16 protein-coding genes and 2 tRNA genes are annotated in these 18,275 nt (G+C 70.4%); 9 read left to right on the forward strand and 9 right to left on the reverse strand.

Annotated elements, in window-relative coordinates:
- Positions 1-12: 12 nt before the first annotated feature.
- Genes O2L52_RS17350 through O2L52_RS17360 form a run of 3 tightly spaced genes read right to left on the reverse strand, consistent with a single transcriptional unit; the run spans position 13 to position 2,980 of the window.
- On the reverse strand, positions 13-1,710 hold the full coding sequence (locus tag O2L52_RS17350) for a DUF885 domain-containing protein (protein ID WP_270117044.1): 1,698 nt from the start codon (positions 1,708-1,710) through the stop codon (positions 13-15).
- Entirely contained in the window at positions 1,707-2,642 is a 936-nt protein-coding gene (locus O2L52_RS17355; protein ID WP_270117045.1) for a prephenate dehydrogenase, read from the reverse strand. The genes O2L52_RS17350 and O2L52_RS17355 overlap by 4 nt, the downstream gene beginning before the upstream one ends.
- Positions 2,642-2,980, reverse strand: coding sequence for a GroES family chaperonin (locus O2L52_RS17360; RefSeq protein ID WP_270117047.1), 339 nt, complete (start codon positions 2,978-2,980; stop codon positions 2,642-2,644). The genes O2L52_RS17355 and O2L52_RS17360 overlap by 1 nt, the downstream gene beginning before the upstream one ends.
- A gap of 463 nt (positions 2,981-3,443) precedes the next feature.
- Here O2L52_RS17360 and O2L52_RS17365 point away from each other — a divergent pair, with 463 nt between their 5' ends.
- The 5 genes from O2L52_RS17365 (at position 3,444) to O2L52_RS17385 (ending at position 9,839) form a co-directional block, all read left to right on the forward strand.
- Positions 3,444-4,877 carry an AI-2E family transporter gene (locus O2L52_RS17365; protein ID WP_270117048.1) on the forward strand — a complete coding sequence of 478 codons (1,434 nt, stop codon included), beginning with the start codon at positions 3,444-3,446 and terminating at the stop codon, positions 4,875-4,877.
- On the forward strand, positions 4,874-6,910 hold the full coding sequence (locus tag O2L52_RS17370; RefSeq protein WP_270117050.1) for an ATP-dependent DNA helicase: 2,037 nt from the start codon (positions 4,874-4,876) through the stop codon (positions 6,908-6,910). The genes O2L52_RS17365 and O2L52_RS17370 overlap by 4 nt, the downstream gene beginning before the upstream one ends.
- Positions 6,911-7,195: 285 nt before the next feature.
- Positions 7,196-7,825, forward strand: coding sequence for a DUF47 domain-containing protein (locus O2L52_RS17375; RefSeq protein ID WP_270117051.1), 630 nt, complete (start codon positions 7,196-7,198; stop codon positions 7,823-7,825).
- A gap of 2 nt (positions 7,826-7,827) precedes the next feature.
- The gene (locus O2L52_RS17380; RefSeq protein WP_270117053.1) at positions 7,828-8,829 is read left to right on the forward strand and encodes an inorganic phosphate transporter; all 1,002 of its coding nucleotides are present in this window, start codon (positions 7,828-7,830) and stop codon (positions 8,827-8,829) included.
- A gap of 257 nt (positions 8,830-9,086) precedes the next feature.
- On the forward strand, positions 9,087-9,839 hold the full coding sequence (locus O2L52_RS17385) for an NUDIX hydrolase (protein WP_270117054.1): 753 nt from the start codon (positions 9,087-9,089) through the stop codon (positions 9,837-9,839).
- Between the two features lie 99 nt (positions 9,840-9,938).
- Here the strand turns inward: O2L52_RS17385 and mshD are convergent, their stop codons facing one another.
- From mshD to O2L52_RS17400, 3 genes are all read right to left on the reverse strand, one after another.
- Positions 9,939-10,874 carry a mycothiol synthase gene (mshD, locus tag O2L52_RS17390; protein ID WP_270117055.1) on the reverse strand — a complete coding sequence of 312 codons (936 nt, stop codon included), beginning with the start codon at positions 10,872-10,874 and terminating at the stop codon, positions 9,939-9,941.
- Positions 10,875-11,043: 169 nt separating this feature from the next.
- Positions 11,044-11,135, reverse strand: a tRNA-Ser gene (locus O2L52_RS17395).
- A 39-nt stretch (positions 11,136-11,174) separates the two neighbouring features.
- Positions 11,175-12,056 carry an IucA/IucC family C-terminal-domain containing protein gene (locus O2L52_RS17400; RefSeq protein ID WP_270117056.1) on the reverse strand — a complete coding sequence of 294 codons (882 nt, stop codon included), beginning with the start codon at positions 12,054-12,056 and terminating at the stop codon, positions 11,175-11,177.
- Positions 12,057-12,346: 290 nt separating this feature from the next.
- On the opposite strand from O2L52_RS17400, the gene O2L52_RS17405 reads away from it, so the two are divergent.
- The 3 genes from O2L52_RS17405 (at position 12,347) to O2L52_RS17415 (ending at position 14,329) form a co-directional block, all read left to right on the forward strand.
- Positions 12,347-13,138 (forward strand): CPBP family intramembrane glutamic endopeptidase, encoded by a 792-nt coding sequence (locus O2L52_RS17405; protein WP_270117057.1) that lies wholly within the window; start codon positions 12,347-12,349, stop codon positions 13,136-13,138.
- A 75-nt stretch (positions 13,139-13,213) separates the two neighbouring features.
- Positions 13,214-13,301: transfer RNA gene (locus O2L52_RS17410), tRNA-Ser, on the forward strand.
- A gap of 290 nt (positions 13,302-13,591) precedes the next feature.
- On the forward strand, positions 13,592-14,329 hold the full coding sequence (locus O2L52_RS17415; RefSeq protein WP_270117058.1) for a helix-turn-helix transcriptional regulator: 738 nt from the start codon (positions 13,592-13,594) through the stop codon (positions 14,327-14,329).
- Here O2L52_RS17415 and O2L52_RS17420 read toward each other — a convergent pair.
- Entirely contained in the window at positions 14,317-15,228 is a 912-nt protein-coding gene (locus tag O2L52_RS17420; RefSeq protein WP_270117059.1) for a hypothetical protein, read from the reverse strand. The genes O2L52_RS17415 and O2L52_RS17420 overlap by 13 nt on opposite strands.
- Before the next feature lie 92 nt (positions 15,229-15,320).
- Entirely contained in the window at positions 15,321-16,238 is a 918-nt protein-coding gene (locus O2L52_RS17425) for a LysR family transcriptional regulator (protein ID WP_270117060.1), read from the reverse strand.
- Between the two features lie 71 nt (positions 16,239-16,309).
- Here O2L52_RS17425 and O2L52_RS17430 point away from each other — a divergent pair, with 71 nt between their 5' ends.
- Positions 16,310-17,266: an EamA family transporter gene (locus O2L52_RS17430; RefSeq protein WP_270117061.1), complete on the forward strand. Its 957-nt coding sequence runs from the start codon at positions 16,310-16,312 to the stop codon at positions 17,264-17,266.
- A gap of 23 nt (positions 17,267-17,289) precedes the next feature.
- Here O2L52_RS17430 and O2L52_RS17435 read toward each other — a convergent pair whose 3' ends face one another.
- Positions 17,290-18,243, reverse strand: coding sequence for a helix-turn-helix transcriptional regulator (locus tag O2L52_RS17435; protein WP_270117063.1), 954 nt, complete (start codon positions 18,241-18,243; stop codon positions 17,290-17,292).
- Positions 18,244-18,275: the final 32 nt, after the last annotated feature.

An 18,275-nucleotide genomic window follows, 5' to 3' on the forward strand; every position in this document is an offset into this window, starting at 1 on the left:
TCAAGCGTATTGCTAGAGGCGGCCGAGGGCCTCGGCGAACGGGGCGAGGCCCATCGAGCCGAGGTTCAGCGAGTCCGAGTGGAACTGCTTGAGGCTGAAGTCGGCGCCCTTGCGGGCCTTGTAGTCCTCGCGGGCCTGCATCCAGAGGCGCTCGCCGACCTTGTACGACGGGGCCTGGCCGGCCCAGCCGAGGTAGCGGTTGACCTCGAAGTGGAGCATGTCGTCCTCGATCGTGCGGGTGTGCGCCCGCATGAACTCGAACATCTTCGCGCCGTCCCAGGTCTCGCCCGCGCGCCAGCCGAACGGGTTGTCCTCGGGGATGGCGAACTCGCAGTGGAGGCCGATGTCGACGACGACGCGGGCGGCGCGGAAGGCCTGCGCGTCGAGCATGCCGAGGCGCCCAGCAGGGTCCTCGTCGTAATAGCCGAGCTCGTCCATGAGCCGCTCGGAGTAGAGGGCCCAGCCCTCGCCGTGGCCCGAGCACCACATCAACTGGCGCTGGAAGCGGTTGAGGAGCTCGATGCGGGCCATGGTCTGGCCGACCTGGAGGTGGTGGCCGGGCACGCCCTCGTGGTACACAGTGGACTTCTCACGCCACTTGCCGAAGAGCTTCTGGCCCTCCGGGACGGACCACCACATGGCGCCGGGACGGGAGAAGTCCTCGCTCGGCCCGGTGTAGTAGATCGCCCCGTCCTCGGTCGGCGCGATCTTGCAGTCGATGGCGCGGATCTGCTCGGGGATGTCGAAGTGCTTGTCCGCGAGGTCGGCGATCGTGGAGTCGGCGAGGTCCTGCATCCAGTCGCGGAACACGGCCTTGTCGGTCATGTTCTCGTCGGGGTCCTGGTCCAGGAACGCCACGACCTCTTCGATCGACGCGCCCGGCTTGATGCGCTCGCAGGTGGCGCGCATGTCGGCCTCGATGCGGGCGAGCTCCTGCCAGCCCCACGCGTAGGTCTCCTCGAGGTCGATCGCGGAGCCGATGAAGTAGCGGGACGCGCGCGAGTACCGGTCGCGGCCGACCGCGTCGTTCTTCGGCGCCTGCGGGGCCAGCTCCTCGCGCAGGAACAGTGCGAACTTCGTGGCGGCGTACCGGGCGCGGGTCGCGCCGTCGCTCAGGGCGATGCGCAGCGGGCCGGTCTTGACGGGCTCGCCGTCCACGGTGACCCCGTTGACCAGGTTCGCCCAGAAGTCGGTCTCGATGCCCTTGGCGCCGTTCCAGTTGTCGCAGTGGGTGGCGACTTCGAGGACCTGGCGCTCGGCGGCGACGCGGCCCGCGGCGGCCTCGGCGCGCAGCGTCTCGGTGTACTGCTCGAACGCGGTCGGGACGGCCTCGAGGCGGGCCGCGATGTTCTTCGCCGCCTCCTCGCCGTCCTTCGGCATGAGGTCGAAGATCTGGCGCACGCTGTGCACGGGCGAGGCCAGGACGTTGAGGCTCAAGTAGGTGTCGCCCGCTTCGTGGCGCTCCATCTGGAGGCGCAGGCGCTCGAGGATGGCGTCCTTGGCGACGCGCTCGCGCTCGTCGACCGGTTCGGCGGCTTCCAGATCGGCGATCGCCTTGCGGGTCAGGGCCGCTTCGGCCTCGAGCCCGGCGGGCGAGAGGTCGTCGATCTCGTGGTCGTGTCCGGGGACGCCCATGCTCGTTGCCGTGAGGGGGCTCAGGGCGATGACGTCCTCTACGTACTGGTCGGCGATGCGATCGATGCTTCTCATGGAGTGGACTTTACGCGAGGGCGCCGGGCGAGCGCGACCTCGCTTTCGACCGCTTCGAGCCAGCCGCCGGCCGCGCCGAGCTCCATGAGCGACGCCTTCGTGAGCGGGATGCGTTGCGCCGCTTCGGGTTCGACGGGCCAGTCGGTGCGCAGGGCCCGGGACCGGTCGAACCATTCACTGATTGAGTTTGGCCGATCGGTGTAGGCGTCCAGGTCCGCGGCCGCGGCGTCCAGCTCCGCGGCGAGGTCCTCCACGGCCGCCATGAGCTGGGCCCGGTTGCCCTCCACCATGCCCGTGAACAGGGCGGTCGGGCTGGCCGCGACGCGGGTGCCGTCGCGGTACGAGCCGGCCGCGAGGGTGCGGGCCAGCGGCTCGTCGGCGACGCGCACGAGCGCGGCGGCGACCAGGTGCTCCAGGTGCGAGATGCGGGCGGCGGCCCGGTCGTGGTCGGCTGCGGTGGCGGGCACGACGTGCGCGCCGATCGACGTCCACAGCGCGGCGAGCGCGGTCCAGTCGGCGAGGTCGGTGTCGTCCTCGAGGCACAGCACCCACTTGCGGCCCTGGAACAGGTCCGCCTCGGCGGCGTCGAATCCGTTGGTCTCCTTGCCCGCCATGGGATGTCCGCCCACGAACCGGTGGTGCGCGAACAGCCGCGCGGGCTCGGCCTTCACTGAGGAGACGTCGGTGACCAGGCCCGTGTAGCCGTCCAGGGTCTCGTTCGCGACGGCGGCGAGGTGGCGGAACGGGGAGGCCACGACGGCGAGGTCGGTGCCCGCGAGCGCGGCCGGGTCGGCGGTGACGGGGAAGTGCGCGGCGGCGGCCTCGCGGGTGGCGGGGTCGGGGTCGAGGCCGAGCACGTCGTGGCCGGCTGCGGCGAGGGCGAGCGCGGCGGAGCCGCCGATGAGGCCGAGCCCGATGACCGCGACGCGCATCAGAGGTAGAGCCCCGTGCCGTCGTTGTCGACGCGTTTGGCGGCGACCGCGTGGATGTCGCGCTCGCGCAGGAGGAGGTAGGTGCGGCCCTGCATCTCGACCTCGGCCTTGTCCTCGGGGTCGAACAGGACGCGGTCGCCGGTGACGACCGAGCGCACGAGCGGTCCGACGCCGACCGCTTCGGCCCAGTGCAGGCGCCGGCCCATGGCGGCGGTGGCGGGGATGACGATCCCGGCGGCGGATTTGCGTTCGGAGTCCGCGTCCTCGCGCACGAGGAGGCGGTCGTGCAGGAGCCGGACCGGCAGGCCGGTCGTGGAGTCCAACGGTGTATCGGTCACAGCGCGCCAGCCTACCGGCAGCGGCGGCCGGGCGCGAAATGCGAGCGGGGAGTCTCACGCCCGCCCGTGAGGTCGCGGGTCGCGAGGCGGCGGTGCTTCCGGCAACCGGCACCCGTGGGCACCTGCCGGCTCAGGACCCGGCCGCGGCGAGCACTCCCGCCCCGGCTGCGCCGCCCGGCACTACGAACACCCAGGGTCCCCTACAGGTACGACATGCTGAGGCCGCCCACCCGTGCTCCCCGGGACGCGAGCTGAGCGCGGCGCCGCCCGGCACCTGAGACGTCGTGCGACCGCTTCGAGCCGCCCCGCATATCCAGGTCCCGCACGGGTACACCGCCCGCACCGCGAGGTGCCGACGGGCACTCGGTACAGGCTGCTGTATCGGCGGAGTCGCACCCAACCGGTACGGTACGTGTTGACGTTGCACCCGCCTCCTTTCGGAGGAACCGTCCTTGGAGAGACCGTGAGCCGATTCCGTCGCACCACCGCCCGGGCACGTCAACTGTGGATCGGCATGCGCCTCAACCCGGTCACCGAGCGCGCCCTGGCCCGGCGGGACGAACCGGGCGATGACGAGCCCGACATCCCCGGCGACATACCGCCGGATCTCGACAGGGACGGCGACGGCGAGGTCTCCGAGCGCGACTTCGTGCCGACCGGCCTCGCGGTCGGCGCGGCCTGGTCCTGGCGGCTCCTCATCATCGGCGCCGCGGTCGCGATCTTCCTGTACCTCCTCAGCTACGTCACCACGGTCGTCATCCCGGTCGCGATCTCCTTCCTCCTCGCGGCCATGCTGCAGCCGCCCGCGGCCTGGCTGATCCGCAAGGGCTGGAACAAGTCCCTCGCCTCGATCTTCATGCTCGTCGCGGGCCTCGCGGCGGTCGGCGCGATCCTCACGTTCGTCGTCCAGCAGTTCATCGCCGGCATCCCCGACTTCTACGACTCGATCGTCACCGGCCTCAAGGACGCCCAGGCCTGGCTCGAATCGGGCCCCTACGGCCTCAACGGCGCGCAGGTCGCCGAGATCGTCGCGAACATCCAGGACAACATCACCAGCTGGTACGACGAGAACCAGCAGGCCATCGTCCAGACCGGCGTCGACGTCGCCACCTCGACCGCCTCCGGCCTCGGCAACTTCGCGACCGGCCTGTTCCTGGTCCTGTTCACCACCTACTTCTTCATCCGCGACGGCCGCAAGATCTGGACCTTCCTCACCGGCATGCTCCCGCGCACCGCCTCCGAGCCGCTGCGCTACGCCGGCGGCGCCGGCTGGTCGACCCTCGTGCAGTACATGCGCACCATCGTGGTCGTGGCCGCCGTGGACGCGATCTTCATCGGCCTCGGCCTGTACCTCCTCGAGGTGCCGCTGTGGCTGCCGCTGACGACGCTGATCTTCCTCGGCGCGTTCATCCCGATCATCGGTGCCACGATCTCGGGGATCATCGCCGTCGTCGTCGCCCTCGTCGGCACCCCGAACGGCCTCGTCACCGCGCTCATCGTCCTCGGCATCGTCCTGGCCGTGCAGCAGCTCGAGTCGAACCTGCTGCAGCCCTTCCTGATGAGCCGCGCGGTCAAACTCCATCCACTCGCGATCGTCCTCGCCGTCACCGCGGGCGGCTTCGTGTGGGGCATCATCGGCGCCCTCGTCGCCGTCCCCATCCTCGCGATCGTCAACGGCACCGTGCGCGCCCTCAACCGCTACCGAGAGGCCCGCCGCGAAGCCCAGGCGCGCGGCCTCGAAGGCGAGGACGCCACCGCCGAAGCGGTCAGGGTCAGCGCCGCCGCCGGCGCCGCCGAGCGCGCCCGCCGCGCCGCCGGCACCAAGAACGGCACCAAGGACAGCAACGGTTCGCAAGACGACACCGACGCCGGCGAGCAGGCGGCGCAGGAGGCATGAGCACCGACGCCCAGATCGCCGAAGTCCCCGCCCAGCCCGCTGCGAAAGCCGCCGTAAAGAGCACTGCCAAAGGCGCTGTCAAAGGCGCCACCAAAGCGGAACGCGAAGCCCTCGCCATCCTCGACGCGGCCGTCGCCGCCACCCCCCACGGCCAGGCCCGCGAAGGCCAGCGCGAGATGTGCGCGGCCGTCGCCAACGCCGTCGACTCCGGCAAGCACCTGCTCGTGCAGGCCGGCACCGGCACCGGCAAGTCGCTCGCCTACCTGTGCGCCGCGCTCGCCGCGGGGCGGCCCGTGGTCGTCTCGACCGCCACGCTCGCGCTCCAGCACCAGCTCGTCGCCGTCGACCTGCCGCGCCTGGTCGAGGCCGTCGCGCCCGTCATCGGCCGCAAGCCGACGTTCGCGCTCCTCAAGGGCCGCCACAACTACATCTGCAAGCGCAAGATCGCCGGCGAAGAGGACGAGGACGACGGCGCGATCGAGGGCACCGAGACCCTGAAGTGGGCCGGGCAGCAGGCGTCCTTCGCCAAGCAGGTGCAGCGCCTCTTCGACTGGGCGGGCGACACCGACACCGGCGACCGCGACGACCTCGACCCGGGCGTCTCCGACCGCGCCTGGAAGCAGGCCTCCACGTCATCCTCCGAGTGCCCGGGCGCGAAGGACTGCGCTCAGGGCTCCGACTGCTTCGCCGAGTGGGCCCGCGCGAAGGCGCACGAGGCCGACATCGTGGTCACCAACCACGCCCTGCTCTCGATCGACATGATGAACGAGCGCAGCGTCCTGCCCGAGCACGCCGTGCTCATCGTGGACGAGGCGCACGAGCTGGTCGACCGGGTCACCTCGGCCGCCCGCGCCGAGCTGCATCCGGCGCGGCTGCGCTGGCTCGCCCAGCGCGGGCGACGCCTCATCGACCCCGATGTGGCAGACCAGGTCCGGGAGGCCGCTGACGCGCTCGAGGGCGCCCTCACGGCGGCCGGTGAGCGCCGGTTCTCCGGCGACCTGCCCGCGCCGCTCGTGGAGGCGCTCAACCTGATCAACGGCGCGTGCGTCAAGGCCACCACCCACCTGGGTTCGCTCGACGCGGAGACGAAGAAGCAGCTGAGCGCCCAGCAGCTCAAGGCCGGGCTCGTGGAGACCATCGAGACGGCGGGGCGCTGCATCGGCCCGGCTGGGGACGACGTGATCTGGGCGGAGCCGAACGGCCCGCAGCTGGTCGCCGCGCCGCTGTCGGTGGGCGGCCTGCTCTCGGCGATGCTGTACGAGGACCGCACGGTGATCGCGGCGTCGGCGACGCTGACGCTCGGCGGCCGGTTCGACATCGTGGCGCGCAACCTCGGCCTGCCCGCGGACGGGCACGGCTGGACCTCGCTCGATGTCGGCTCGCCGTTCGACTACCGCAAGCAGGGCATCCTCTACGTGGCGGCGAAGCTGCCGCGCCCGACCGCGTCGGGCCTTTCGGACGAGTCCGGCAAGGAGCTGCTGCGCCTGGTCGAGGCCAGCCGCGGGGCGACTCTGGGCCTGTTCTCGTCGAAGAAGGCCGCCGAGGCGGCGGCCGAACTCCTTCGCGCGCAGACCGACTACGACATCCTGCTGCAGGGCGAGGAGACGCTCGCGAGCCTCGTGAAGCGGTTCAAGGAGGAGGAGTCGACCTGCCTCCTGGGGGTCATGAGCCTCTGGCAGGGCGTCGACGTGCCGGGCATGACGTGCCGTCTCGTGGTGGTGGACCGGATCCCGTTCCCGCGCCCGACCGAGCCGCTGACGGCGGCGCGTTCGGAGGCGGCCGACGCGGCGGGCCGCTCGGGCTTCACCGAGGTGTCGGTCCCGGCTGCGGCGATCCGGCTCGCGCAGGGCGCCGGCCGGCTCATCCGCCGCACCACGGACCGCGGCGTGGTCGCGATCCTCGACTCGCGGCTGGAGACGAGCCGCTCGTACGGGAAGTTCCTGCGGGACTCGCTGCCGCCGTTCTGGTACACGACGAAGTCCGATTCGGTGGTGGGCGCACTGGGCCGTCTCGCCGAGACCGCGAACGACTGATTAGACGCGGCCCGCTCTGGGAACCCGTGCTGCCGACAAGGCATGAGCGTCGCAGTGCGGCGCTTTAACGGCGTCCCCGAAGTCAAAGGTGAACACAAGATGAATTCAAGTGAAACCTTTGCATAACCCCAGCTTGGAGCGGTTTCGTGGATTCTCACACAGCAGACTTCACGAGCTTGTGTCGCGTTCACCTGGATGTTAACTTCGCGGTGACGATTTCCACCCGTCCCCTGAGCCGATCGGTACAGTGAGGACAGTCAAAACGACCGAAAGCAGGGGTGCCCAGTGCGGTTCTCGCTGAAGCCTCAGGACGACGCGTTCTACGCCTTCTTCAATGACGCGGCCGACAACATCCGCCGCGGCGTGGCGATCCTGGCCGAACTGGGGGACGAGTCGGCTGACTACCAGAAGATCTCCGAGCGCCTCGTCGACGTCGAACACGACAACGACCAGCTCACCCACCGGCTGTTCAACAAGATCAACTCGACGTTCGTGACGCCGATGGACCGCACGGACATGTACCACCTGGCCGGCAAGCTCGACGACATCCTCGACCACATCGAGGCCGCCGCGAACCTGGTCTACCTCTACGGCCTCTCCGAGCTCCCCGACCTCCCGCGCGAGATGATCGAGCAGGTCACCGTCCTCGGCGCGCAGGCCGACCTCCTCGCCGAGTACATGCCGAAGCTCAAGGGCCTCAACGCGACCATGGCCGACTTCTGGGTCGAGTGCAACCGCCTGGAGAACGACGGCGACCGCGCTTACCGGATGCTCCTGGTGCGCCTGTACTCCGGCGAGTACCCCGCGCTCACGGTCATGAAGCTCAAAGAGGTCGCCGACGAGCTCGAAGCCGCCTGCGACTCCTTCGAGTCGGTCTCCAACGTCGTCGAGTCGGTCTACGTCAAGGAATCCTGAACGTGGACAGCGTGTTCATCGCGGTCGCGGTCTGTATCGGCGCGGCCCTCCTCTTCGGCTACACCAACGGGTTCCACGACTCCGCGAACGCCATCGCCACCTCGATCTCGACCCGGGCGCTCAAGCCCCGGGTCGCGCTCGGCATGGCCGCGATCGGCAACTTCGTGGGCGCGCACCTCGGCGGCAAGGTCGCGGCCACCGTGGCCAGCGGCCTGGTCGAACTCCCCGACGGCATCGACGGCATCCTGATCGTCATCGCCGGCCTCCTCGGCGCGATCACCTGGAACTTCATCACCTGGTACTTCGGCCTGCCGACCTCGTCCTCGCACTCGCTGTTCGGCGGCATGGTCGGCGCGACCATCGCCGGCGGCGCGGTCGTGCTCTGGGGCGGCATCCTCGACAAGATCGTGATCCCCACGATCGTCTCCCCGCTCGTCGGCTTCACCCTCGGCTTCCTCGTCATGATCGCCGTGTACTGGCTCTTCCGCCGCGGCCGCCCCGACAAGCTCAACCGCGGCTTCCGCCACGCCCAGACCGTCTCCGCCGCCGCGATGGCCGTCGGCCACGGCATGCAGGACGCCGCGAAGGTCATGGGCATCATCATCCTGGCCCTCTCGGTCGGCGGGTACTACACCGACGGCGCGCCGATCCCCGAATGGGTCTACCTCGCCAGCGCCGCCGTCATGGCCGCCGGCACCTACGCGGGCGGCTGGCGCATCATCAAGACCATGGGCCGCAAGATCATCGACCTCGGCCCGCCCCAGGGCTTCGCGGCCGAGACCGTCGCCAGCGCCGTGCTCTACACGAACACGTTCCTGCTCGGCGCGCCGATCTCGACCACGCACACGATCACCTCGGCGATCATGGGCGTCGGCTCGACCGGCGGCAAGCGCGCCGTCCGGTGGGGCGTGGCCCGCTCGATCGTGATCGCGTGGATCATCACGTTCCCGATCGCAGCGCTCGTGGGCGCCCTGTTCTACCTGCCGATCCAGTTCATCGGCTAGGTCCCGCACCACGACCGGCCCGGCTCAGGGTCTGTCCGGCGCACCCCGATGGCCGCTATCCGGCCCATTCGCCCGCTCGCTGCGTTGTCGGGCCGTCTGCATACAACACCGGTATGCAGACGGCCCTCCGCCTTGCGAGCGAACGAATGGCCTCGGATATCGCCTCACCCGGATGCGCTGAACCGACCCTAGGCCGGGCCGCTGTCGTTTCGGCCGTTGCGCACAGGAATCGCCCGCTCTTGGGTTAGCGTGATGGCATGTCCATCCAGCGCTTCGGGAAATGGGACTTCAGGGCGGTCGACTCGGTGTCGGCCGCTCGCGCTCTCGCCCGCCTCCGCAAGCAGGGCGCTCCCGCCGAGCCCGAGCGCGCCGCCGCCGTCGTGCTCCTGCGCGAGGCCCCGCTGCGGGTGTTCCTGCTGCGGCACGCGGCGAAGGAGCCGTTCGGGCTCCCGTCGAGCGGCCGCGCCGAGACGCTCCAGGTGCGCGAGCGGTGGTCGCACCTCGACGTCGACAACTACGAGAACGCCATGAACGGGCCCCGAGGCGCCCAGTACGGCTTCCCGGGCGGCCGGCACAAGCCCGACGACCCCGACGTGGCCATGACGGGCCTGCGGTCCGTAGAGGAGGAGACCGGCGCGATGGTCGCCCTGCAGCGCGCCTGGGCGCGCTGGGTGACCCCGGAGTACGAGCCGGTGCGGTTCGACTCGTGGATCTACGTCGCGACGCTCGCCGAGGGCTTCCAGCCGCGCATCAGGGTGCGCGAGCCGGAGTACGCGACGTGGATCGGCCCGGAGCAGGCGGTGTGCCAGTACGGCGGCCAGATGTCGATCCCGGAGGCGACGACCCTCGCCGAACTCGCGCGGTACTCCACGGTGGGCGAGGTGTTCGCCGCCGCCGAGCAGCGCGACATGTCGCCGATCCTGCCGCGGGTCGCGGTGGAGGGCGAGGACGCCCGCCTGGTGCTGCCGGGCGAAGAGGGCTACCCGGCGGACGCGCTGGCCGCCGCTTGAGCATTTCCGTCATTCCGGAAATGTCCTGAGCGAAGTCCCCCTTGCAGACCAAAGTACCGGCGCGGTCCGACATGACCGCACAGGCGAGTCTCGCTCACTTCAGCGCAGGCGCTTGGCCCACTGCACGTCGGTGCGCACGGTCTCGAACCCTTGCGAGCGGTACAGCTTGAGCGCCTTGGTGTTCGTCTCGTCCGCATAGAGGTCGACCTGCTGGATGCCATGCGCCGCAAGGTGGGCGAGCCCCGCGAGCGCTAGGGACCAGCCGAGTCCGGCGCCCTGCGCGCGGGGGTCGACGCCGAGGACGTAGATCTCGCCGATGCCGTCCTCCACTTTGGTCCAGTGGAAGCCCAGCAGCCCCTGCTCGTCCTCGGCCACCAGCAGGCCGTCGGGGTCGAACCAGGTCTCCTGCTCGCGCGCGGCGAGATCCGCTGCGGTCCAGCGACCCTGCTCGGGATGGGCGGCGAACGCGGCTGCGTTCACCCGCAGCAGCTCGGGCTCGTCTTGGCCGACCCTGAAGGGCCGCAAGCGGGCGCCGTCGGGCAGTGCCACAGCCGGCCCGTCGCCGACCGGCCAGTTCCGGCCGATGCCCTCCGGCCACGCCGCGGGCCAGACGAAACCGTCGAGGTCGCGCGAGAGCTGGAACAGCACGCGGTCGCGCGTGAAGCCGTGCTTCGCCGCGAACTGCTGCGAAACGGGCAGATCGCCGTGCGCCCACACGCGCAATATCGTGATGTCCGCCTCAATCCAATCCAGGACGTTGAGCAGCAACCGGTGCCCGACGCCCTTGCCGCGACGGGCCGGATCGACGGCCATCTCTGCCTCGGCGGCGTCCCCGAGCTTCTCCACGCCCGCGTAGGCGATCACCGTTTCGCCTAGGCGCACAACGAAATGCCGTCGATGTTTCTCGGGGTGGCGGGACAGTGCGAGGGTCGTCTGCTCGTTGAACGGCGCGATGCCGTCCGCCTCCTCGCAGCGGTGCGCCATCGTAACGATTCTGTGAATATCCCGACCCGGAAGTGAAGCATGTTGCGCCATGGGGTTACCCTAATCGTGGACTCAGCACCGTGCCGGGGTGCTGAGTCCTTTTTCATGCCCCGGGCACGGCAAGACCCCCACGCGCACAGCGTCGGCAGGGGTTCGTGCGATCGGGATGCTCGCGCTGATGCGCTATTCGCCAGAAATGTCGCGAACGTACGGCGACCGGTGGCGGAGAGGGTGGGATTCGAACCCACGGTGAGCTTTGACACCCACGGCGGTTTTCAAGACCGCTGCACTAGTCCACTATGCGACCCCTCCAGGGCCCCTTGGGGCAAGCGCCAATCTACCAAACGACCGTCAGGGCCGCTCGTGGCGCACGCAGCAGGTCGAGCAGGTGCGGTTGCCGTCGATGGTGAGCGCGAGGCAGCAGGTGCGCCGCTGGTAGACCAGCCGGCCCGCTTGGTCCGTGCTGATGTCGACCAGGTCCCCGACGTCGAGCGCCGACAGGAGCGTCTTGGCGAGCACGTCGTCCGGGTCCGGCACGACCTGCGCGATCGACGCGACCGCGTAGGCGATCCCCGAGGCCACGGAGCCCATGAGGGTGCGCCGCCCGACGCGGGCCTTCGCGAGGAACACGTCCAGCACCGGTCCCAGATGCCCGTCGAACACGGAGGCGCGCAAGCGGTCCAGCAGGACCGCCTCGTTCGCGACCACTTCCGCCTCCGGGTGCGCCGCGCTCGGGTCGTGCGGCAGGACCAGGAAGTGCGGCCGCACCTGGCGCACCGAGAACATCGGGGCGTCCTCGGCGACGCGGAAGACCGCGTTCGAGGCGTCCATGACCGGGACGCGGCGGGCGGCGACGTAGCCGAGCACGACCGGCGCGAGCGTCCAGTAGCAGTAGGTCTTCCACGCCAGGGCCGCGTTCGCGTGGGCGGAGCCGCCCCACAGCGCGGCGGCCGTCCCCATGAGCTCCTCGACCCGCTCGCCGGCGGCCAGCTCGGCCGCGGGGAACTCGACGCCGTCCCGCGGCGCTTCGCCGTCGAGCCAGGCGCGCACGCCCGCGAGCGGGTGCTCGCTGACGTCGCGGTCGACCCGGTCGGCGACGGCGCGGAGCGCTTCGATCGGGTGGGGGAGCGGGGCCGGGAGGCGGTTCGGGCGCGTCGCCGGGAGGGGCGCCAGGGGGCGTCGCTCGAGTGCGGTGGTGCTCAGGACTTGAGCTCCCGCAGTCGCGAGCCGCATAGCGTACCCCTCTCAGGTAAGGACTGGCTAACCTTACCTGATTCGCCTCGACGAGTGTCAAGAAACCGACAGACACCGGGCCGCGACAGGGTGTAGGAAAGCGAGGTGCCGTGAATGGTGAGCGTCGCCGAGTGGGATGAGATTCACAGCACCTCGCCTCGTTCCATGATCATCCCGGCCTCCCGGACCCCCGCGTCGCACACGCAGTGCGACCCGGCCGATCCGCTGCGATACCCGGGCGTGTCGACCGGTCGGCACTCGCGTGCCGCCGTTCTGGCAGGCTGGACCGCATGTCGAACCGCCCCGAGACCGCCGAAGCACCCGCGTCGCTCCTCGCGCCCCGTGTCATCGGGCGCGAGATCTGGATCGTCCTCGCCCTTTCCCTAGGCGCGTCGGCGATCTGGTCGATCGTCAGCATCATCGGCACCCTCACGGAACCGGGAGGCCTCGCCGACAGCGTCCAGTCCATGAACTCGGCGAAGGCCGAGGCCGAGCGGCCCTGGTACGACCTGGCGCGGCAGCTCGTGAGCCTCGCCCTCGCCATGGCGCCCGTCGCGCTCGCTCTGCACCTGCTGAGCCTCGACCGCGGCAACCCCTTCCGCGCCATCGGCCTCGACCTCCGCCGGCCCGGCTTCGACCTCCTCAGCGGGGCCGGCCTGGCCGCGTGCATCGGCATCCCCGGCCTCGCCCTCTACTTCAGCGCCCGCGCCCTCGGCCTCAACGCCGAGATCGCCGCCGCGAACCTCAACGACGTGTGGTGGGCCGTCCCGATCCTCGTCCTCGCCGCGCTCAAGAACGCCGTCATCGAAGAGGTCGTGGGGCTCGGCTACCTCGTCACGCGCCTGCGCCAGCTCGCCTGGAGCACGCCCGCGATCATCGTCGCCCACGCGCTCCTGCGCGGCACCTACCACCTCTACCAGGGCTTCGGCGGCTTCATAGGCAACGCGGTCATGGGCGCCGTCTTCGCGCTCTTCTACCTCCGCTGGAAGCGCACCGGCCCCCTCATCGTCGCCCACACTCTCCTCGACATCGCCGCCTTCGTCGGATACCTCCTGGTCGCACCCCACGTGAGCTGGCTCTGACCGAACCGAACCCGCTTGGGCATTCCGGGACCGGACCGGTATGCTCTGTGCTTGGTACGCGCTCCGGCGCGTCCTGGAGGATTCGCATAGTGGCCTAGTGCGCCCGCCTGCTAAGCGGGTTTCGGGTGATACCCGATCATGGGTTCAAATCCCATATCCTCCGCAACGAAGTGGACGAGGATCGAAAGCAGAGCCTCCGCCAGCAAGCCCCGTTGACCTGTGGAAACGCAGCGTCACCGGGGCTTTCTTCATTCCAGGCCTTCGAACTGCGGTCCATAGGGGCGAATCGGAGCGTTTGCGTGCCGTTGATCTGCGAAAACGTGCGCAGGCGGGTTCGCATCGACCAGTCATGTCCCGATTGGATGGAACGGCTTGGACTTGACGGTTGACGACTTCCGCCGCGTGCCGATCAGACTCAGCGGTGTTGTCGTGCCCCAGCGCTACCGTGGCACGGTGGTAGCGAAGCCGGTTTACGAAGAGCGTCTGCCGCTGGGGCCGCTGCGTCCGTGGTCGCCTTGCGTGTGGGTCCGCCGCGCACCCGAGGTCGGTGCGAGCACCGCGCGGGTCGTGCCGGACGGGTGCACCGACCTGCTCTGGCGGCAAGGCGTCCTTGCGATCGCGGGACCGGACACCGGTCACCGCGAGGTGCCGCTCGCACCGGGCGAACTCATCGTCGGCGTCCGCCTGCGGCCCGGCGCCGCGCGCCCGCTGCTCGGCGAGACCCCGGCGACCGAAGTGGCCGACGCCCAACCGGACTTGTCCGAACTGTGGGGCGAAGCGGCCCTGCGGCTCCGCGAAGCACTCGCCGCACAGCCGGGCCCCTGGCAGATCGCCGCGACCCTCGCCGCTGCGCTCGGCGCCCGCTTCGACGCCCATGCGCCCGACCGGATCGCGGTCAGCGTCGCGGATGCCCTGGACTGTCCCCGTCCGCGCGCGATTGCAAGCCTCGCTAGGGAACTCGGCTACTCCGAACGCCACCTGCGGCGCCGCGTCCAGGCCGCGACCGGGTACGGGCCGAAGACTCTGGAGCAGATCCTGCGCTTCCGACGCTCGCTCGAGGCCGCCGAGTCTGCACCGGACTGGAGCCGTATCGCAGCCGAGCAGGGCTACGCCGACCAAGCGCACCTGAGCCGCCAGGTGCGGCGCTGGTCGGGCGCAACCCCGCGTCGACTCGCGGCTCAGCGCGCCTGATCCCACGCGCGGAGCGTTCGCAGCGCCGACAACGTGAACCCGGGTCGGGCCTGCTGCTCGATCGCCGGATTCCAGCGCCGGTAGTAGATCGGCCAACCGCCGTCGTCGCGCTGCTCGGAGACGAGACGGTCCAGCGAAACACGCAGCTCCTCCTCCGAGAACCATTGGGCCGCAAGGCTCCACGGCCCTCTGGCGAACTCGCACGGGTACGTGAACTCCTCCTCCGCGTATCCGGGAGGCGAGGCGATCCCGTCCGGGTTCGCCGGGTCGAGCAGCACCAGGTCGCCGTCCCGAACGAGCGCCCCGAACCGCTTCGCCTCGGCCTCGGCCCAGGCCCGCTCGGGCGCATGCTCAAGGAAGCGAAGCACGCTGAACACCTCGTACGGATGCGTCGTGTCGATCTCGCTGATCGCCTTGCGGCAGAACTCGGCGGCTCCTGCGACCCACGGGTGCTCGATCCCGTGCTTGAGGAGTATCCCGGCGATCCTCGCCGTGGTGAGCAGTCCGCCCCGGTCCTGCGGCGGCGGTTCGACCCAAGGCGGGCGCGGGTACGCGGCGATGCTCGGAAGCAGATCCGGAACGCCGCCGTCCTCGGCCGTATGGCGCAGCAGCCAATCGCAGATGGACGCCGCCAGCTCCTGGTCGACCGCGTCGACCTCGTCGAGGACCTCCAAGGCCGCCATCGCCGAAAGCGGCTGCGGCGCATGCCCCTTCACATCGGGTTCGATCGCGAACGCGTACCCGCCGTCGACCGTCCGGTGTCCCGCGAACGCCGCCAGGACCGCGTCCCGGTCGCCCTCCCCCAGCCAGTACGCCATACGGCGCTGGACCAGCGTGCTCCCGGTCAGCCAGACGAACTCGGCTGCCCGTTCGATCATGGTATCGGTGATTCGTGTCATGACCCCACGCTAAAACGGCGAACCCCCGCCCGGCTTGAACAGAACGGACCTCGAGGATCTGCTCCTGATGTCGGTCAGGCCTGGTGGCTCGGTTATTCGGTTGTTCCGCGGTGGTGGCGTTCTACGTCGGCGGCTACTCGCTTGAAGGCTTCGAGGACCTGTCTGACCGCGAGTCGTTCTGCGCGGTCGGGCCGCAGGATCGCGGTGATGTGGCGCCTCGTGGGGATGTCGGTGATCTCGCGCAGGACGAGGCCGTTTCCGGTGGGGGTGGTGAAGCGGGGGAGTACGGCGATGCGGCGGCTGCCCGCGACCAGGGACTCTACGAGCCGGTTGTCCCGGATGCGTTGGGACACTTGCAAGGTGGCGCCGGTGGCCCGTTCGATCGATTCGAGGACGGAGTTGAAGGGGTAGCCCTGGGGCACGCCGATCCACTCGCAGTCGACCAGGTCCTCGGCGCGGACCGAGCCCTGTGCGGCGAGGGGGTGGTCGGCGGCCATCGCGACGTCGAGGGGTTCGCGTGCGAGCGGTTGGACGTGGAGGGCGTCGCCGCCCGCAGGGCGCACGCCGGTGAAGCTGTGGGCGATCACGATGTCGTTGTCCGCCGCGAGCGGGGCGAACGCCGCCTCGGCGATGTCGATGTCGCTGCAACGGATCTCGATCGCGCTCCCCTCGAACTCCCGCAGGACCGCCGCGAGCATGAAGGTCGCGGCGCTGGGGAGGGCCGCGACGGTGACGGTGCCTGAGGGTTGGCCGCGGAACGAGTCCCATTGGGCGCGAACCTGTTCGATCGCGGTGGCGACCGCCGCCCCTCCCTCGGCCAGGAGCCTGCCCGCCTCGGTCAGGCGCAGGCCGCGGCCCGAAGGCTCCGCCAGCGCCATGCCGAACTCCCGTTGCGCGGCCTTGAGCTGCTGGGAGACCGCAGAGGGGGTCCGGTGGGTGGCGCGGGCGACCTCGGTGACGCTGCCGCGTAGCGCCAGTTCGCGAAGCAGCTCCAGATGACGCACGTCCATGTAGCGATACTACAGAATGCCTTAAGCAGTTTTCATTTGTGCTTTACTGTCCGGGCTCGCATCATGGAGCCATGCCTGTTCGCCACGTCCTGCTCGCCATGGCGGTCGCCGTCATGTGGGGCCTCAACTTCATCGCCATCGACGCCTCCCTCCAGCATTTCCCTCCGATGTTCCTCGTCGCACTCCGGTTCGCGCTCATCGCCGTCCCCACGGTGCTCCTCATCAAGCGCCCGGACGTGCCGCTGCGCTGGCTCATCGGCTACGGGCTCGGCTTCGGCACCGTGCAGTTCCTGTTCCTGTACTGGGGCATGGCCGCCGGCATGCCGGCGGGCCTGGCCTCGCTGGTCCTCCAGGCCTCAGGGCCGTTCACGATGCTCCTGGGGGCCACCGTCCTTAGGGAGCGCGTGAGCGGCCCGCAGCTGATCGGCGTCCTGGTCGCGGTTGGCGGGCTCGCGGTGGTGGGCTGGCAGCGCGCCGAGCACGCCAGTGTGGTGCCGTTCCTGCTGACGCTGGCCGGGGCCCTCGGATGGGCGATGGGCAACATCTGCAACCGGCAGGCGAGAGCGGGGAACCCGCTTCATCTGACGCTGTGGATGTCGGTGGTGCCGCCGCTGCCGATGCTGGCGCTGGCGATGTTGGTCGAGGGGCCGTCGCGCATCGGCGACTCGCTGACGGGCTTCGGCGACCCGGGCGCGGTCGGCGCCGTGGTCGGCTTGGCCTACACGGTGGTGATCGGCACGATCCTCGGTTCGGGCCTGTGGACCTGGCTCATGTCGAAGCACCCTGCGGGAGTGGTGGCGCCGTTCTCCATGCTGGTGCCGGTCACCGGCATGACCGCGGCCTGGCTGATCCTGGGCGAGACGGTGACCCGCGCCGAGGCCCTGGGCGGCGTCCTGGTGGTCGGAGGGGTCCTGCTGGGAAGCCTCCGCAAGCGGGCGAAGCCCAAGCAGGAGGAGACGGTCCCGCAGGCCACTGTCGAAAACGATGTCGAAAGTGATGTCGAAAGCGATCGGGCCGCGGTCGCCTAGCACGTCGAAATCCGGCCGGACGCTCAGTTGTGGACTGCCGCGCGCAGGCGTTCGGCGAAGCGGCTGAACCCCTCCCGGAAGGCGTCGGGGGCTTCGATCGTGAAGTCGGCGTCGAGGAACGCGAGGGTGACGAGCGGCCATTGCCAGGTGTCGAGGCGCAGGGCCACGCGGGTGCGTCCGTCGTCGAGCGCGCTCAGCTCGACGGTGTCGTGGCGGAACGCCTCGGCCACGGGCCCGGGCGGTCCCTCGATGACGAACACGACCGGCTGCCGGTCCTTCCCGATGCCCTCGATCAGGTAGTCGACCGCGGGAGGGGCGGGCCGGGGCTCGAACCGGGACGTGGACAGCCGCAGGCCGGAGAGCCGGTCGGTGCGGAAGACCCGCCAGTCGCCCCGGTCGAGGTCCCAGCCGAGGAGGAACCAGCGCTGTAGGTGGTGCACCTGCCGGTAGGGCTCGACGCGGCGGGACGAGGCCGTGCCGTCCTTGCGCTCGTAGTCGAAGGCGACGACCTGCCGGGCCGCGATCGCGTCCGCGAGTTCGCCGAGGTCGCCCGCGCTCGTGCTCGGGGCGCGGACCTCGCTGGTCTCCAGACTGGAGCGGACGCGCGCGATCCGGTGGCGCAGCCGCTTCGGCAGGTACTGCTCGACCTTGCCGTAGGCGCGGGTGGCGGCCTCGTCGACCGAGCCCTCGTCGGCGCTGCCGGTCGCCGCGAGGGCGGCGAGGCCGAGGAGGACCGCGATGGCCTCGTCGTCCTCGAGCATGAGCGGGGGCATCACAGCGCCGGCGGTGAGCCGGTAGTGCCCGCCGGGCCCCGGGCGGGTCTCGACGGGGTAGCCGTACTCGCGCAGGCGGTCCACGTCCCGCCGCAGCGTCCGCGGGCTCACGCCGAGGCGCGCGGCGAGCTCGCCGCCGCCGAACGAGCGGCCGGTCTGCAGCGACGCCAGGAGCGAGAGCATCCGGCGGGTGACATCGGGCATGGATCCAGTGTGCCGGAAGACGCGGTCAGGAA

Origin of the sequence: Glycomyces algeriensis, from assembly GCF_027622855.1 — a bacterium.
Classification (GTDB): domain Bacteria; phylum Actinomycetota; class Actinomycetes; order Mycobacteriales; family Micromonosporaceae; genus Glycomyces; species Glycomyces algeriensis.

Coding starts and splice junctions, on each gene's coding strand:
- O2L52_RS17350 (WP_270117044.1), bottom strand. CDS start 1,710: ATGAGAAGCATCGATCGCATCGCCGACCAGTACGTAGAGGACGTCATC.
- O2L52_RS17355 (WP_270117045.1), bottom strand. CDS start 2,642: ATGCGCGTCGCGGTCATCGGGCTCGGCCTCATCGGCGGCTCCGCCGCG.
- O2L52_RS17370 (WP_270117050.1), top strand. CDS start 4,874: ATGAGCACCGACGCCCAGATCGCCGAAGTCCCCGCCCAGCCCGCTGCG.
- O2L52_RS17385 (WP_270117054.1), top strand. CDS start 9,087: ATGTCCATCCAGCGCTTCGGGAAATGGGACTTCAGGGCGGTCGACTCG.
- mshD (WP_270117055.1), bottom strand. CDS start 10,874: ATGGCGCAACATGCTTCACTTCCGGGTCGGGATATTCACAGAATCGTT.
- O2L52_RS17400 (WP_270117056.1), bottom strand. CDS start 12,056: ATGCGGCTCGCGACTGCGGGAGCTCAAGTCCTGAGCACCACCGCACTC.
- O2L52_RS17405 (WP_270117057.1), top strand. CDS start 12,347: ATGTCGAACCGCCCCGAGACCGCCGAAGCACCCGCGTCGCTCCTCGCG.
- O2L52_RS17420 (WP_270117059.1), bottom strand. CDS start 15,228: ATGACACGAATCACCGATACCATGATCGAACGGGCAGCCGAGTTCGTC.
- O2L52_RS17425 (WP_270117060.1), bottom strand. CDS start 16,238: ATGGACGTGCGTCATCTGGAGCTGCTTCGCGAACTGGCGCTACGCGGC.
- O2L52_RS17430 (WP_270117061.1), top strand. CDS start 16,310: ATGCCTGTTCGCCACGTCCTGCTCGCCATGGCGGTCGCCGTCATGTGG.
- O2L52_RS17435 (WP_270117063.1), bottom strand. CDS start 18,243: ATGCCCGATGTCACCCGCCGGATGCTCTCGCTCCTGGCGTCGCTGCAG.